Origin of the sequence: Nocardia sp. No.11, assembly GCF_038752175.1 — a bacterium.
Classification (GTDB): Bacteria; Actinomycetota; Actinomycetes; order Mycobacteriales; family Mycobacteriaceae; genus Nocardia; species Nocardia canadensis.
Genome location: NZ_JBCGFB010000065.1, coordinates 17,464 through 32,325, shown reverse-complemented (window position 1 = coordinate 32,325; position 14,862 = coordinate 17,464). Strand labels below are relative to the sequence as shown.

Below are 14,862 nucleotides of genomic sequence, written 5' to 3'. Positions count from 1 at the left end.
GCAGGACCAGCCGGTCGACCGTGAACAGCCGGTGCGCCGCCGCGCCCACGAACGCCGCGGCGCCGGCGATGTCGGCGGCGGTGAACAGCGCGCCCGCGTGCACGGTGCCCATGTGGTTGCACATCACCGGTTCGGCCGGGATCTCGACGACCGAACGGGCGGGGGAGATCTCGGTGATCCGGGTGCCGACGTGCGCGCCGAAGGGCACCAGGGCCTGCGAGGCGTCGCGCAGGTAGGCGTAGTCGACGGCCTCGGCGTCGAGGGCGGGGTAGGCGGCGCCGAATCCGGCGATGCTGCGGGTGGTCATGGGATGTCCTCTCAGCGCGATCCGCGCAGGACGCGCCGCGCGATCGACCCGCGCAGCACCTCCGACGGACCCTCGTAGATGCGGAAAGCCCTGGCTTCCACCAGGAATCGGGCCACCAGGTGGTCCTCACAGACGCCGAGGCCGCCGTGCAGCTGCACCGCGCGGTCGAGCACCCGCCAGACCGCCTCGGAGACGAAGGTCTTGGTGATCGAGGCCTCGTGGCGCGCCTGGGAGGAGGCGGCGCCGTGCTCGTCGATGGTGGCGGCGGTGGATCGGATCAGGCTGCGCGACGCCGCGATATCGATCTCGTTGTCGGCGATCAGGCCCTGGGCCAGACCGTGTTCGGCGATCGGTACCCCGAACGCGTGACGGCCGTTGATGTGCTCGGCGGTGAGCTGCTGGGCGCGCACGGCCAGGCCGAGCCAGTTCATGCAGAACACCAGGCGTGAGGGCGCGAGCCGGACCGCCGCCAGATCCAGGCCGCGGCCCACCGCGCCCAGGATCGCGGACTCGGGGACCTCGCAGTCGGCGAACTCGACCTCGCAGTGCCCGCCGGGCGCGCTGGTGTGGTCCAGTGTCGGCATCCGGCGGCCGACCTTCAGGCCGGGGTTGTCCTGGTCTACCAGGAACATGGTCGGGCCGTCGGTGGTGGAGGCGACGCAGATGGTGAACGCCGCGCCCTGCGCGCCGGTGGTGAAGTGCTTGCGGCCGTTGATAACCCAGCCGGTGTCGGTCTCCTCGGCGACGGTGGCCAGCATCCGCGGGTCCGATCCCGCGCCGGGCGCCGGTTCGGTCATGGCGATCGCCGAGCGGACCTCGCCGGAGGCCAGCGGGGCCAGATACCGTTCACGTTGTTCGGGATTCGCGACCTCGGCCAACAGGTGGATGTTGCCGTCGTCGGGCGCCCAGGCGTTGACCGCGAGCGGGCCGAGCAGACTGGCGCCCGCGGCTTCTAGCACCTCGGCCTGCGCCCTGGTGTCGAGGCCGAGGCCGCCGTAGGCGGGATCCGAGAGCGGGCCGAAGACACCGGCCTCCTTGGCCTTCTTCTGCAGGTCGAGGCGCAGGGCGTCGTCGGTGACCCGGCCACCGACCACGACCTCGCGTTCCACCGGGATGACGTGGTCTTGCACGAACTGCCTGGTCTTGGCGACCAGTTCCGCCACTGGAGTCATGCCGTCAGTGTCGGGCGGGGTGCGCACCGGGCGGCGGGACGATAGTGAATGTCGATCGCGCCAATCGTCTCGCCGCGCCCACGGGGCGGACACGCCGGACGTCGAGCACGGTGAAACTCGACAACCATGCGGGCGAGGGGATGGCCATGACCGACGTGAGCGTGCGGGTGATCGAGCGCACCGACGAAGCCGACGCGGTATTTGCCCTGGTGCTCGCCGCGGCCGACGGTGGGGAACTGCCCGCCTGGACGCCGGGCGCGCATATCGACGTGGCGGCGGGCGCGGCCGGCCTGCGCCAGTACTCGCTGTGCGGCGACCCCGCGCAGCGCGACCGGTGGCGGATCGCGATTCTGCACGAGCCGAACGGCCGCGGCGGGTCCGCGCACCTGTTCCGGACCGCGCTGCCCGGCACCACTTTGTCGGTCTCTCTGCCGCGCAACAACTTCGAGCTGTCCGAGGCCCCGGAGTACACGTTCGTCGCTGGCGGTATCGGGATCACCCCGATCCTGCCGATGATCGCCGCCGCGCAGCGGGCAGGCGCGCGCTGGACGCTGCACTACGGCGCGCGCTCACGCACCCACATGGCCTTCGCCGAGGCGCTCACCGCGCGCTATCCGGCGGTGCGGCTGGTGCCCCAGGACGAGTCCGGCCTGCTGCCGGTGGCCGAGATCGTGGCCGAGCGGCCCGGCGCGACCGTGTACTGCTGTGGCCCGGAACCGCTGCTGGCCGCGGTCGAGGCGGAGGGACAGCGGCAGCGCGTCACAGTACGCACGGAACGCTTCGTCCCGCGACAGCTCGAGCCGGCCGGCGCCGACCAGGCCTTCGAGATCCAGCTGGCCCAGACCGGGCGGACGCTGCGGGTCGCCGCCGACCGCTCCATCGTCGACGTCCTGGAATCGGCGGGCGTCGCGGTCATCACCTCCTGCCGCGAAGGCACCTGCGGCAGCTGCGAGACCCCCGTGCTCGACGGCGAGGTGGACCACCGTGATTCCCTGCTCACCGCCGAGGAGCGCGACAGCGGCAAGACGATGATGCTGTGCGTCTCCCGCGCCCGCTCGGAGGTCCTTGTCCTCGACCTGTGAGCTCGGGAGCCCGGGTGGGCCTCGTGCGTGGGGATCGATCCCGAACGAGCGAGTCCGGTCGCTGTCCGCACGGGCACAGGCAAGGCACGGGCCGACCACTGACAGCTACGGCGCAACAGTCGCCGGTCACCGCGTCCGGTGGGTCGACCCGGTCTGCCGGATCGAATTCGACGTGGTGCGGGGCCGACAGCGCGCGCCGAGGCTGTGCGATCGCACCGAACCTCGCCGATCCCCGCCTGCTGGGCGATCTGTCCTCCCGTCGACCGAACACCGGGCGCGTTCAGTAGATTCGACCGATGACCGCGACCTCCACCGCCCTGTATTGCGGGACCCACTGGGATGAGCAGGGCCGGTGGTTCTACGAGGTGATCCGCGAGGACGGCAGTACCGAGCTGCTGCCGGGAATCGGGACGCGGTTGGCGTTCCGGCTCGCCGGGGCCGGGCGGTTCTGTCTCGGGTACCACGGGTTCGGCGCCGGGCGCAGGGGGCGTCAAGCGTGCCCGAGCCGGGCCCGGGTCGACAGCGGAAAGCAGTGCGCGCAATGCCGGGTCACCGAGGGGTGGTCGGTGGTGCACAGCCATCGTGGTCCGCTCACGGCCTTGCCCGAGCAGGTGCGCGGGTATGTCGCGCAGCCCCATCACCTCTACATCGCCTACTTCGGCGACGGAATGACCAAGGTCGGGACCGCGTCGGCGGTACGGCGGCAGCGGCGGCTCTTCGAGCAGGGTGCGCTGGTGGCCCGCTTCATCACCGATTCGCCGGACGGGCTGCATGTGCGTGAGCTCGAGCGGGTCGTCTCGGAACGGGCGGGGCTGCGGCAGGCGGTCGCCGGTGTCACCAAGACCCGCATCCTGACCAAGCCGCTGCGGCCGTGGTCGGCGCTGGAGGCCGCCGTCGCCGACGCGGCCGACCACGCGGCGAGCACCCTGCCCGACGACATCGCCCGCACCGACACCGCGTGGTCCGGCGGGCGGGACTTCTACGCCACCATCCTCGAGCGTGGGCGCTACCCGGAGGCCATCGAATTCACCGAGGACGCCGGCGAATACGTCCTCGACGCCGTCACCGCCCACGGCCACACCATCGCTTGCGCCGACGACACCGGGTCCGGTGAACTCGTGCTCGTCAACGACTCCCGGCTCATCGGCCGCCGCATCGAACTCGACGCCACGATCACCGCGGTGACCGCGCCTGCCCAGACCAGCCTGTTCTGACCTGGTCCGGATCAGGTGGCGCAACCCTGGGCGGGGTCGGCGGACGCCGAGGCGGCGGCGCCGGGCAGGCGAGCAGCTCGACGATCCGATCGACTCCCGACGGTACGCCGGGCTGGTAACCGGGGTCTCAGCGCACGTGCACCGGCAGTTCGAGCAGGCCGCGGATGAGGGTGCTGGTCTGCCAGTGGCCGGTGCCGGCGGCCTCGGCCAGGCGCAGGTCGGGGAAGCGGCGGAGCAGGGCGGTGAAGGCGACCTCGGCCTCCAGGCGGGCCAGGGGAGCACCGACGCAGAAGTGGATGCCGTGGCCGAAGGCCAGATGGCCGGAGGGGTGGCCGTCGGTGGTGAGCGCGTCGGGGTCGGTGAAACGGGCCGGGTCGCGGTTGGCGGCGGCCAGCGCGACGTAGACGAGTTCGCCCGCGGGAATCTCGGTATCGCCCAGGGTGACCGGTTCGGCGGTGTAGCGGACGGTGGCCATGTCGACCGGGCCGTCGAAGCGCAGGAACTCCTCGATCGCGGCGGGGATGCCGGCGGGGTCGGCGCCCAGGGCCCGCCACTGCGCGGGGCGGCGCAGCAGCGCGTTGACGCCGTTGCCGATGAGATTGACGGTGGTCTCGTGCCCGGCGACCAGCAGCAGGAACGCCATCGACACCAGCTCGCGATCGGTGAGGCGGTCGCCGTCGTCGTCGGCCAGGACCAGCTGGGAGAGCAGGTCGTCGGCGGGCTCGGACTGCTTGGCGCGCACCAGGTTCACCAGATAGGCGACCATCGCGGCCGAGGCCGCGGGGCGTTCGTCGTCCTCGCCTTCGCCGACGACGGTGACCAGGGCCCTGGTCCAGGTCTGGAAGTCGTCGCGATCGGCGTAGGGCACGCCGAGCAGTTCGCAGATCACCGTCACCGGTAGCGGATTGGCGAATTCGTCCATCAGGTCGACCTGTTCGCGCTCGGCCATCGCGTCCAGCAGCGACTCGGTGATCTGCTCGATCCGCGGGCGCAACGCCGCGACCCGCTTGGCGGTGAAGGCCTTGTTGACCAGTTTGCGCAGCCGCGTGTGCGCGGGCGGATCGGTGCTGAGCATGTGGCTCAGCAGCGCGACGACGTTCGGATCGCTCGGGGTCGACCCGCGCTTGTCGTGCACGATCTCGTCGATCCGGACGATGTCCTTGCGCAGCCGTGGATCGGCCAGTGCCATCCGTGCTTCGGCGTAGCCGATGACCACCCAGCGCACGACGTCGTCGGGGAAGCGGACCCGATGGACCGGGCCACCTGCGCGCCAGCGCCGGTAGTGCGCGTGCGGATCGTCGAAGAAGTCGGCCTCGATGGACTCGACGCGGGCAGCAGCGGTGGTGTCGGCCATCTGCCCGACGGTACCCGCGCCGGGTCGACGACTCACCGGCCTCGGGTGATCCCGATCAGCCGATCGGAGCTGGAAATGGAATGTCCTGTGGCAAGACGGAATTCACCGAGCGCTGATCGAATGGCGGAGGAATCGTCCGCAGGGAGGAAAACCATGACCACCACCGAAATCGACGCGACCGCCGACCGGCGGGTCGCCGAATTGACCGCGGTCTTCGAGCGCGGGCTGCAGGAGAAGCTGGGCGTCGGCGATTCGCTGGGAATTCGGCTGGAAAGCGCGTCCAAGGGCCGTACCCGCTACTACCTCGACCCGAATCCGGCGACCATCAACGCGATGTTCACGGTGCACGGCGGCGTGCTGGCCACGCTCATGGACACCGCCATGGGCAGCGCGGTGTTCACCGAACTCGGCGACGGCGTCGCCTACACCACGCTCGAACTGAAGGTGAACTTCATCCGCGCGGTGACCCTGGACGGCAGCAGGCTCACCTGCGAGGCCACCGCCGTGCACGTCGGCAGGCGGACCGCGACCGCCGAAGGTCGCATCACCGACGCGGCGGGCAAGCTGATCGCGCACGGCACCACCACGATTCTCGTGCTGGCGCAGGGCAACTGACGGCTCAGGGCCNGAAGGTCGCATCACCGACGCGGCGGGCAAGCTGATCGCGCACGGCACCACCACGATTCTCGTGCTGGCGCAGGGCAACTGACGGCTCAGGGCCGATCGGCGAAGAGAACCGGCCTTGCGCGGATCATCGCGCGCAAGGCCGGTTCTCTTCGGTCCGGGCCAGGGCCGGTTCAGGCCAGGGTGCGGCAACCCTCGACGAAGGCGATCAACTCGTCGACCGGCTCGGTGCGGGCATCGACCGCGCGGTCGATCACCTTCACCAGATGTTCGTAGGCGGCGGTGTGGTCGTAGTCGGCGACATCGGCGATCCGCAGCGCCCACCGCCAATAGCCGCGCAGCGTGTCCGACAGCGGCATCCGGAAGTTGGCGACGACATCGCGGATCGGCTCGACCACCGCGTCACCGTCGTGGCGCAGATACCGGGTCACCACCTCGGCCATGAAGCTGAAATGCCGCGCCTCGTCGCGCGACAACCGGGTGAGCACCGCGGCCAGGACCGGGTCGGCGACCACGTCGCGCAACTGCTGGTAGTACATCTGCGTCGCCTTCTCCTGCACCAAGGCGTAGGCGAAGAACTGAACGGGGTGCTCGTAGGGCAGGTCGAACGGCTTGTGGCCCTCGATCGCCAGTTCCGACCGCAGGGTGTCGCGGTCGGCGATGCCGGCCGCCTCCTGGTAGCGGGTCAGCGCCCTGGCATGGGTGTCCTCCTCGAGGGCCCAGCGCACCGTGAAGTGGTAGAGCTCCCGATTGTGCTCGAAGGTCGGCAGATCCACGCTGTCGTCGACGGGGAAATGCCGGTGGTAGACGTCGAAGTAGCCGGGCAGGTGGTCTTCGATCAGGGTGACGAACTGGACCGCGGAGCGCTGACCCTCGGTGAGCCTGCCCGCGTCGGCGGCGGCCCAGTCGACGGCGGTCTCCACATCCCAGGCACGGGTCGCCGGGGACGCGGCCAGAAAGCCGTCGACCGCGGCGACCAGGTCCCGCACGGGCAACAGCCCCGGTGTGGTGATCATGTCCTACCTGGCATTCCGGCAGACCAGCGCGTAGTGCTTGGTGGTGTAACCCCAGCCCGCGTTGGCGATCTCGAGATAGTGGCGCAGCTTGGCGGCCAGACCGGGGCCGTGCGCGTCGATGCGCTCGGCGGCGGCGTCGACATTGCCGATCCAGTCCTCGATGGTGCGCCGGTAGTGCTCGGTCAGGTCATCGACCGAGATCACCGAGAAGCCGGCGTTCTCGGCGGCGGCGATCAGCTCCGACAGCGGCCGCAGTTCACCGAAGCCGAAGATGTCCTCGCGGACGAAGCCGGTGCCGTCGCGATCGTCGAACGCGCTGCGGGTGGCCGCATTACGGAAGCAGCTCTCCGAGACGTAGAGCGTGCCGCCGCGGCGCAGCACGCCCCGCGCGCGGCGGAACACCTCGTCGGGATCGGGCATGTGCACGATCGACCCCAGCAGTGTGACAGCGTCGAAGGAGCGGGCGGGCAGGTCGAGCTGCTCGAAGTGCCCGACCCGGGTGCGCACCAGATCGGCCACGCCGCGCGCGGCCGCCTGCTCGGCGATGTAGTCGTGCTGACGCGGCGCCGGGCTGACCCCGAGCGTGCGGCAGCCCAGCTCGCTCGCCATGTACAGGATCAGCGAACCCCAGCCGCATCCCACATCGAGCAGCTGCTCGCCGCCGCGCAGACCGAGCCGCTCGGCGACGAAGCGCAGCTTGTTGCGCTGCGCCAGCTCCAGGGTGTCGCTGTCGGATGTGTAGAGCGCGGAGCTGTACTTGCGCAGCGGGTCGAGGAACTGCCCGAAGATGTCCGGGTCGAGATCGTAGTGCTGATTGGTATCGGCGACGACGGTCATGCGGCCGCCTCGGCCACGGACCGTTCGACCACCGCGGTCACCTCGGCCAGGGTGGACATCCCGAAGACGTCGGCGTCGTCGAGTTCGATGTCGAAGGTGCGCTCGATGCGGGCGATCATCCGCAGCACCCGCACCGAGTCCACGCCCGCCATGGCGCGCAGGTCGGCGTCGGGGGTCAGCTCGGCGGCGGTCAGGCCGGTCTCGGTGATCGCGATCTCGGTGACCGTGCGCAGGATGGTGTCGGCAGAGGTGGTGGTCATGGCCGGGCTCCGTTCGGGGAGAGGGTGTTCGCCGTGGACAGGGCGTGGTCGAGCAGGGCGACTTCGTCGTCGTCGAGGGTGAGCTGGTCGCGGACGGCATGCAGATCGAACGGCTGATAGCTGGCCGTCGAGGTCGCGCACACCGCGCCGTTCGCGTCGAGGATCTCGGCGTGCGCGGGGATCGGGCCGTCGGCCCGCGCGGGCGGCAGCGTTGCCACACAGCGGTATTCGCGGTCGATCAGCAGGGGAGTGAGGAAGCGGGTGCGTTGGGAGACGGTGAAGGCGGGAACCCGGCGGGCCAGCACGATCAGGTTGCCCATCACCTCGTCGCACACGACGCCGATCAGGCCGCCGTGCACCACGCCGGGATAGGACTCGAACGCGCGTCCGAGCCGGAAGGCGGCTTCCAGCGCGCCGTCGGCGCGCGGGGTGAAGCTCAGACGCAGCCCGGTGGCGTTGTGCGGGGAACAGCCGAAGCAGTGATAGTCGGGGATCACCGACCACGGCACCTCGACGGCGTCGGGCCGTTCGCCTGCGGTCATCACGCGATGGCGTCGGCGAGGGCGCGGCGCACCTTCGCGTTGCTGGACAGGTCGAGGCCGGTGATGCCGGCGAAGGTGCGGCGCACCTTGTCGTGCAGGACCTCCAGCTCGCCCTCGGCGGCGACCTGCTCGAGGAACAGCTCGAAACCGGTGTCGATGGTCTCGTGGTCGCCGAGCTCGGCGATGCCGGCCTTGAAGGTGCTCACCGGGTGCTTGATCTTGGCCTCGGAGCTGTAGACGTAGAGCGTCTCGAGCACCGACGGCAGCTCGTCGGGCCGCCGCTTCAGCCGTTCGGTGGTGTAGTGGATGAACTCCCGGGCGTGCCCGGCTTCGTCGCGACTGGCGTTGAGCAGCAACGTCTTCAGCACCGGCTCGGCCACCCAGCTCGACACCGCGCGGTACACGTGGTTGACGGTGAGCTCGGAGATGATGTTGGTGGCCAGCGTCGCCGAGGGCGTGCTGCCCGGCGCGTACGGCTCGCGCATCGCGTCCACCGCGCGGTCGTCGACGTCCTCGCCGATGGCGCCCAGCCAGGAGCGGAAGGCGTAGTGGTGCTGCACCTCCTGGTAGCCCCACACCACCGCGAAGGTGGAGAAGTCGTAGTCGTCGACGAACTCGTCGAGGAAACCGTGCACGGCCGCGATGACATTGGACTCGCCCATCGCCGCGCTCTTGGCGAGGGTGATGTACTCCGGGCGGACCAGCGTCGGGTCGACGGCGGCCAGGTCGAGGTCGCTCAGTTTCCAGTGCAGGCGTTCGTAGTGGCGGAAGATGTCGAAGCTGTGCACTAGGCACTCCCATTCGATCGCAGGGGCGAGCGGCGCGGCGTCATCGCCGGCCGATCAGGTCGCGGGCGGCCAGCCGCTGGAGCTTGCCGCTACTGGTGCGGGGGATGCTGCGCGGCGCGACGAGATGCACCCGCACGGCGGAGAGTCCGAGCTCGGCGGCGACGGCGGCGACGATGGCCGCGGCCAGCGCCTCGGCCGCGGCGCCGGTGCGTTCGGTCTCGGCGATCAGCGCGATCACGTCGTCGCCGTCGGGCTCGACGGCCGCGGTGCAGCGGCCCTGATGGATGCCGTCGAGATCGCGGACCGCGGCCTCGACGTCCTGGGCGTAGTAGTTCACCCCGCGCACGGTGATCATGTCCTTGCAGCGTCCGGTGACGAACAGTTCGCCGTCGCGGCGGTAGCCGAGATCGCCGGTGCGCAACCAGCCGTCGACGAAACGATCGGCGACCGCGTCGGGATCGACGGCGAGATAGCCACCGGTGACGGGCGCGCCCTCGATCCGGATCTCGCCGACCCGGCCGTCGGGCAGGTCGGCGCCGGTGTCGAGGTCGACGATCCGGAGCGCGATCCCCTCGACCGCCGAACCGACGGAGGCGACCGCCCGCGCGCCGTCCTCGCCGCGCGAGACCGGCTCGGCGACAGCGGCATCCGAGAGCCGGGCGCGGTCGACCCACTCGAAGCGCGGCTCGCGCAGCAGCGGCGGGAAGGCGACGGCCAGGGTGGCCTCGGCCATGCCGTACACGCCGAACATCGTCGACGGCGCGAAGCCGGCGGGCGCGAACCGTTCGCAGAACGCGGTGACCACCGATTCCGAGATCGGCTCGGCGCCGTTGAACGCGATGCGCCAGTGGCTCAGGTCGTAGTCGGTGACCTGCTCGGGACCGATCGCGCCGAGCAGTGCCTCGTAGCCGAAGTTGGGCATGGCGGTGATCGTGGTCGCGGTCGAGGCGAACTCGCTCAGCCAGCGCGCCGGGTCCTTGACGAAGGCCAGCGGGGACCAGACGTGGGCGGGGATCCCGCGCAGCACCGCCGACAAGGTGCCGAACAGGCCCATGTCGTGGAACAGCGGCAGCCAGAAGCCACCCTGGTCGTCGAGGCTCAGGTCGATGCCGGTGCGGATCGCGGCCAGCCCGCTCACCACATTGGCGTGGGTGAGCCGCACGCCCTTGGGCAGCGCGGTGCTGCCGGAGGTGAACTGCACGATCGCCAGGTCGTCGGGTCCGTGCTCGGGCAGCGTGTCCGGGTCGGCGACGACATCGGTGACCAGGTCGGTGGTGTCGACGAACTCGACGCCGATATCGCCGATCAGCGGGATCATCGAGGCGAAGCGCGGTGAGACCAGCACGGTGCGCATGCCGGCGGCGGCGGTGATCGCGGCCAGCTTGGCCGGGTAGGCGGCCGTGGCGCGGGCACCCGCGGGCAGTGGCAGCGGCGTGGCCGCCCCGCCCGCCGCGGCGATGCCGAACAGCGAGACCAGGAACTCGGGGGCGTTGGGACTGAGCACGCCGACCGGCTCGCCGCGCCCGATCCCGCGCCGGACCAGCGCCGTGGCCGTGGTCTGCGCGCGCAGTCGCAGCTCGGCGTAGCCGACCCGCTCCGACACCGACCAGAACGTCGCGGGCACCTGCGGATGCGCGGCGGCGACGCCGGCCAGCAGCGTGGTGAGCGTTTCACCCGAACGCGAGGAATTCATGCCGGAAACGACAACAGTGCCATATGAAATCGCGCTGAACGAATTCCGAAATACGCGCGCCGATAATGACCGCCGATCGTTCAATTGCACTGCCCGATAAAGATATTCGGCTATCGCCCGATCGGAGCAGACAATACTGCACGAATTCGCGGTGGCCCGGCGGCGACGATGGGCGGCGAAATCCCCGCACCGTTATCGCCGTAGGAGCTGCCGGTGACTTCCGATCATGTCGCGGTCGACGACCCGACCCCGGTGCAGATCGCGGTGCTGGAGAGCGTCGCACCGCACTGCCGCCACGACCCGTACCGCAGTTACACGACGCTGCGGGAGGCGGGCCCGTTCGTCCCCGGCCCGCACGGGATCCACTTCGTGCCCCGGCACGCCGAGGCTCAGACCATCCTGAGCGACCCGCGCTGGAGTCATGCCGAGGAGCCGCAGCTGCTGCACGGCGACAGCGAGGTGGAACTGCCCGGCTCCTTCCTGTGGATGGAACCGCCGGACCACACCCGGCTGCGCGGCCTGGTCGGCAGGGCGTTCACCGCGCGCACCGTGGCGGGACTGCACGAACGGGCCGAGCGCCTGGTCGACGGCCTGCTGACGGCGATGCTGGCCGAAGGCGAGACCGACGCGCTCGAGGCGCTGGCCTACCCGGTGCCGCTGACGCTGATCTGCGAACTGCTCGGTGTCCCCGCCGAATCCCATGCCCACGTCCGCGAGATCTCCGCGCACATCGCCCGTGGCCTCGACCCCGACACCCTGCTCAGCCCGGTCGAGCTGGCCGCGCGCACCACCGCCGTGCACGCGTTCACCGACTTCTTCGGCGATCTGATCGCCCGGCGCCGCCGCGACCCCCGCGACGACCTGATCACCGCGCTCGTGCAGGCCGAGGACGCCGGGGTGCGGCTGACCCGCACCGAACTGATCGGCACCCTGCTGATCCTGGTGGTGGCGGGCCACGAGACCACTGTCAATCTGATCGGCAACGGGCTGCTGGCGCTGATCCGCCACCCCGATCAGTTCCAGCGGTTGCGCGAGGATCCGGCGCTGTGCGTCCCCGCGGTCGACGAGGTCCTGCGCTACGACCCGCCCGTGCACCTGACCACCCGGACCGCGCGGCACGAGATCGAGCTCGCCGGCCGGACCTTCGTGCCCGGTGACGCGGTGATCGTGCTGATCGGTTCGGCGGCCCGGGATCCCAGGGCCTTCCCGGACGCCGACCGGTTCGACATCGGCCGCTACGGGTCCGGCCGGCGACCCGAGCGGCATCTGTCGTTCGGTCTCGGCCTGCACTACTGCCTCGGCGCACCGCTGGCCCGCCTGGAGATGCAGGCGGTGCTGCGGGCCGTGGCCACCCGGGTCGAGCGGATGTCACTGCTCGCCGAACCGCCGTACCGCCCGAACGTGGTCGTGCGCGGCATGTCCGAACTGCGAATCAGCCTGGAGGGCCGATGAGTACCGCTGTCCCCGCCGACCTCACCTTCGACGCGTTCGCGCCCGAGCACCGTGCCGACCCGTACGCCGCCTACCACCGGGTGCGCGAGGCGACGCCGCTGTTCCCGTTCGCCCTCGGCGAGGTCCCGGTGACGCTGGTGACCCGCTACGAGGAATGCGCCGCGGTCCTCACCGGCACCGACTGGGGGCACGGCTACTCGGCGGGGATCAGCCCGTTCCGCGACACCACCGCCGCCATCCCGGGGTCCTTCGTCCGGATGGATCCGCCCGAGCACGGCCGCTACCGCAAGCTGGTGGCGAAAGCGTTCACCCCCGCCACGATCGGCGAACTGGCGCCGCTGGCGGGCACCGTGGTCGACGGACTGATCGACGCCGCGCTCGATCGCGGTGAGTTCGACGTGCTAGACGATCTGGCGGTGCCGCTGGCCGTGGCCATGGTCGCGGTGCGCCTGCTCGGCGCGGACGCGGCCGACGGAGCCGACTTCCGCGCCTGGCAGTTGGCGATCGCGCGGGGCAGCGACCCCGACTCGCTGCTCGGTCCCGGCGACATCAGCGCCCGCACCGACGCCGCGATCGCCTGCATGGGGTACTTCGCGCGGTTGATCGCCGAGAAGAAGCGGCAGCCGGGCCCCGACCTGCTCAGCGACCTCGTCGCGGCGAGCGGCTCGGGTGAGCTTCCCACCGAACCCGAGGTGATCGGGATGTCGCTGCTGCTGCTCGTGGCCGGCATGGAGACCTCGATCAACCTGATCGGCAACGGCCTGCTCGCGCTGCTGCGCCACCCCGACCAGCTGGCGCTGCTGCGCGCGCATCCCGAGCTGATCGGGCCCGCGATCGACGAGATGCTGCGCTACGACGCGCCGACCCAGTTCACGATCCGGGTCGCCCTCGACGACACCGACGTGGGCGGGCACACCTTCCGCCGCGGTGACGGTGTCGTGGTGCTGACCGGCTCGGCCAACCGCGACGAGCGGGTCTACCGCGACGCCGACACCTTCGACATCACCCGGTTCACCGGACACCGGCCGCCGCGCAAGCATCTCGGGTTCAGCCTGGGCATCCACTACTGCGTGGGCGCGCCGCTGGCCCGGATCGAGGCCGAGGCCGCGATCCTCGCGCTGCTGGCGCGAGCACCCGAGCTGGCCCTGGCCGACGCGCCGATCGTCTACCGTCCCAGCCTGATCCACCGGGGCATCCTGCACCTGCCGGTGACGCTGTGACCGCGCGCCGCGGGCAGGCGATCGTCATCGGCGCCGGGGTCGCCGGGCTGCTGGCCGCGCGCGTGCTCGCCGATACCTACGAGCGGGTCACCCTGGTCGAACGCGACGAGCTCGACGCGAAAGAGACTGTGCGCCGGGGTGTTCCGCAGGCCTGGCACCTGCACGGTCTGCTCGACCGGGGCCGCCGCGTCATGGAGGAGCTCTACCCGGGCTTCACCGAGCAGGCGGTCTCGGACGGCGCGACCGTCGCCGAGGTGCTGGTCGGCACCCGGTGGTATGTCGGCGGCTCCCGGCTCGCGGCGGGCTCGACCGGACTCACCTCGGTGATCGCCACCCGCTCGCTGCTCGAGACGGTGCTGCGCAGGCGGACCTTGCGGCTGCGCGGCATCGAACTGCTGACCCGCACCACCGTGCAGGGCCTGGTCGGCGACGCCCGGCGGGTGCGCGCGGTGACTGTCATCGGCCCGGCGGGCGCGCAGACCCTGTCCGCGGACCTGGTCGTCGATGCGGGCGGTCGAGGATCACGGATCACGCAGTGGCTTACCGCGATCGGAGCCGAGGTACCCGAGGAGGAGCGGCTCGACGTCGACCTCGGCTACGCGTCGCGGTTCTTCCGGCATCGGCCCGGTCAGCTCGGCGGACAGGCCTCGGTCATCGTCTCGACCGGCGCGAACGGGCGCGGCGGCGGCGCGGTCCGGGTGGAGGGCGATCGGTGGCACGTCACCCTGGCCGGAATGCTCGGCGATCATCCGCCCGTCGACGACGCGGGATTTCGCGAGTACGCCGCCTCGCTGTCGGCCCCCGACATCCACACCCTGGTGATCGGCTCCGAGCCGCTCGGCGACGCGGTGCCCTACCGGTTCCGGACCGCCGTGCGCCGCCGCTTCGACCGCCAGAGCGCCCCGCCGGACGGGCTGCTCGTGCTCGGCGACGCGCTGTGCGCCTTCAATCCCCTCTACGCCCAGGGCATGACGGTCGCCGCGCTGCAAGCCGCGGCGCTGCGCGAGTGCCTCGGTACGGGCGAAACCGACCTGCCCGCCCGGTATTACGCGGCCGCCGCCGGCGCGGTCGAGGTGGCTTGGCAGCTGGCCGCCGGCTCGGATCTGCGGCATCCGGGCGTCGCGGGCAGGCGCACGGTCCGGACCCGGCTCACCACTGTCTTCGTCAGCCGGGTGCAGCGGGTCGCGCACCATGATCCGCGCGTGGCCAGGACCTTCCTGCGGGTCGCCCACCTGGTCGACCCGCCCGCCGCGCTCACCGCGCCGGGCACGCTGCGCCGCATCCTCCTTCCCTGACCACCA

15 protein-coding genes are annotated in these 14,862 nt (G+C 71.1%); 6 read left to right on the top strand and 9 right to left on the bottom strand.

Features of this window, described 5'->3' with window-relative positions:
• On the bottom strand, window positions 1-307 hold a 307-nt coding region (locus tag V8688_RS19625; RefSeq protein WP_342801422.1), incomplete at its 3' end, for a DUF4442 domain-containing protein.
• Window positions 308-318: 11 nt separating this feature from the next.
• Window positions 319-1,479 carry an acyl-CoA dehydrogenase family protein gene (locus tag V8688_RS19620; RefSeq protein WP_218719799.1) on the bottom strand — a complete coding sequence of 387 codons (1,161 nt, stop codon included), beginning with the start codon at window positions 1,477-1,479 and terminating at the stop codon, window positions 319-321.
• A gap of 146 nt (window positions 1,480-1,625) precedes the next feature.
• On the opposite strand from V8688_RS19620, the gene V8688_RS19615 reads away from it, so the two are divergent.
• Both V8688_RS19615 and V8688_RS19610 read left to right on the top strand, forming a co-directional pair.
• A complete protein-coding gene (locus V8688_RS19615; protein WP_308248568.1) occupies window positions 1,626-2,561 on the top strand; it encodes a PDR/VanB family oxidoreductase in 936 nt (311 codons plus the stop codon).
• Between the two features lie 296 nt (window positions 2,562-2,857).
• Window positions 2,858-3,775 carry a DUF2797 domain-containing protein gene (locus tag V8688_RS19610; RefSeq protein WP_218719798.1) on the top strand — a complete coding sequence of 306 codons (918 nt, stop codon included), beginning with the start codon at window positions 2,858-2,860 and terminating at the stop codon, window positions 3,773-3,775.
• A 127-nt stretch (window positions 3,776-3,902) separates the two neighbouring features.
• Here the strand turns inward: V8688_RS19610 and V8688_RS19605 are convergent, their stop codons facing one another.
• Complete coding sequence (locus V8688_RS19605; protein ID WP_342801421.1) at window positions 3,903-5,129, bottom strand: cytochrome P450; 1,227 nt, start codon at window positions 5,127-5,129, stop codon at window positions 3,903-3,905.
• Window positions 5,130-5,282: 153 nt separating this feature from the next.
• Here V8688_RS19605 and V8688_RS19600 point away from each other — a divergent pair, with 153 nt between their 5' ends.
• A complete protein-coding gene (locus V8688_RS19600; protein ID WP_218719796.1) occupies window positions 5,283-5,744 on the top strand; it encodes a PaaI family thioesterase in 462 nt (153 codons plus the stop codon).
• Window positions 5,745-5,926: 182 nt separating this feature from the next.
• On the opposite strand, the gene V8688_RS19595 is transcribed toward V8688_RS19600, so the two are convergent.
• Genes V8688_RS19595 through V8688_RS19570 form a run of 6 tightly spaced genes read right to left on the bottom strand, consistent with a single transcriptional unit; the run spans window position 5,927 to window position 10,889 of the window.
• A complete protein-coding gene (locus tag V8688_RS19595; RefSeq protein ID WP_218719795.1) occupies window positions 5,927-6,769 on the bottom strand; it encodes an acyl-ACP desaturase in 843 nt (280 codons plus the stop codon).
• Window positions 6,770-6,772: 3 nt separating this feature from the next.
• Window positions 6,773-7,606, bottom strand: a complete 834-nt coding sequence (locus V8688_RS19590; protein WP_218719794.1) for a class I SAM-dependent methyltransferase — start codon at window positions 7,604-7,606, stop codon at window positions 6,773-6,775.
• Complete coding sequence (locus V8688_RS19585; RefSeq protein ID WP_218719793.1) at window positions 7,603-7,866, bottom strand: acyl carrier protein; 264 nt, start codon at window positions 7,864-7,866, stop codon at window positions 7,603-7,605. Before V8688_RS19585 ends, V8688_RS19590 begins: the two co-directional genes overlap by 4 nt.
• Complete coding sequence (locus V8688_RS19580) at window positions 7,863-8,408, bottom strand: PaaI family thioesterase (RefSeq protein WP_218719792.1); 546 nt, start codon at window positions 8,406-8,408, stop codon at window positions 7,863-7,865. Before V8688_RS19580 ends, V8688_RS19585 begins: the two co-directional genes overlap by 4 nt.
• Complete coding sequence (locus tag V8688_RS19575; protein WP_218719791.1) at window positions 8,408-9,196, bottom strand: ferritin-like domain-containing protein; 789 nt, start codon at window positions 9,194-9,196, stop codon at window positions 8,408-8,410. The genes V8688_RS19580 and V8688_RS19575 overlap by 1 nt, the downstream gene beginning before the upstream one ends.
• 40 nt (window positions 9,197-9,236) lie before the next feature.
• Window positions 9,237-10,889, bottom strand: coding sequence for an AMP-binding protein (locus V8688_RS19570; RefSeq protein ID WP_342801420.1), 1,653 nt, complete (start codon window positions 10,887-10,889; stop codon window positions 9,237-9,239).
• Window positions 10,890-11,102: 213 nt separating this feature from the next.
• Here V8688_RS19570 and V8688_RS19565 point away from each other — a divergent pair, with 213 nt between their 5' ends.
• Genes V8688_RS19565 through V8688_RS19555 form a run of 3 tightly spaced genes read left to right on the top strand, consistent with a single transcriptional unit; the run spans window position 11,103 to window position 14,856 of the window.
• On the top strand, window positions 11,103-12,341 hold the full coding sequence (locus tag V8688_RS19565) for a cytochrome P450 (protein ID WP_342801419.1): 1,239 nt from the start codon (window positions 11,103-11,105) through the stop codon (window positions 12,339-12,341).
• Complete coding sequence (locus V8688_RS19560) at window positions 12,338-13,561, top strand: cytochrome P450 (RefSeq protein WP_218719788.1); 1,224 nt, start codon at window positions 12,338-12,340, stop codon at window positions 13,559-13,561. Before V8688_RS19565 ends, V8688_RS19560 begins: the two co-directional genes overlap by 4 nt.
• The gene (locus tag V8688_RS19555) at window positions 13,558-14,856 is read left to right on the top strand and encodes an FAD-dependent monooxygenase (protein WP_218719787.1); all 1,299 of its coding nucleotides are present in this window, start codon (window positions 13,558-13,560) and stop codon (window positions 14,854-14,856) included. Before V8688_RS19560 ends, V8688_RS19555 begins: the two co-directional genes overlap by 4 nt.
• The last annotated feature ends 6 nt before the right edge of the window (window positions 14,857-14,862 follow it).

Bases quoted from the DNA above. Each gene is read 5' to 3' on its own strand.
- V8688_RS19595 (WP_218719795.1), bottom strand. From the start codon at position 6,769: ATGATCACCACACCGGGGCTGTTGCCCGTGCGGGACCTGGTCGCCGCG.
- V8688_RS19585 (WP_218719793.1), bottom strand. From the start codon at position 7,866: ATGACCACCACCTCTGCCGACACCATCCTGCGCACGGTCACCGAGATC.
- V8688_RS19570 (WP_342801420.1), bottom strand. From the start codon at position 10,889: ATGAATTCCTCGCGTTCGGGTGAAACGCTCACCACGCTGCTGGCCGGC.
- V8688_RS19605 (WP_342801421.1), bottom strand. From the start codon at position 5,129: ATGGCCGACACCACCGCTGCTGCCCGCGTCGAGTCCATCGAGGCCGAC.
- V8688_RS19590 (WP_218719794.1), bottom strand. From the start codon at position 7,606: ATGACCGTCGTCGCCGATACCAATCAGCACTACGATCTCGACCCGGAC.
- V8688_RS19580 (WP_218719792.1), bottom strand. From the start codon at position 8,408: ATGACCGCAGGCGAACGGCCCGACGCCGTCGAGGTGCCGTGGTCGGTG.
- V8688_RS19600 (WP_218719796.1), top strand. From the start codon at position 5,283: ATGACCACCACCGAAATCGACGCGACCGCCGACCGGCGGGTCGCCGAA.
- V8688_RS19620 (WP_218719799.1), bottom strand. From the start codon at position 1,479: ATGACTCCAGTGGCGGAACTGGTCGCCAAGACCAGGCAGTTCGTGCAA.
- V8688_RS19615 (WP_308248568.1), top strand. From the start codon at position 1,626: ATGACCGACGTGAGCGTGCGGGTGATCGAGCGCACCGACGAAGCCGAC.
- V8688_RS19560 (WP_218719788.1), top strand. From the start codon at position 12,338: ATGAGTACCGCTGTCCCCGCCGACCTCACCTTCGACGCGTTCGCGCCC.
- V8688_RS19610 (WP_218719798.1), top strand. From the start codon at position 2,858: ATGACCGCGACCTCCACCGCCCTGTATTGCGGGACCCACTGGGATGAG.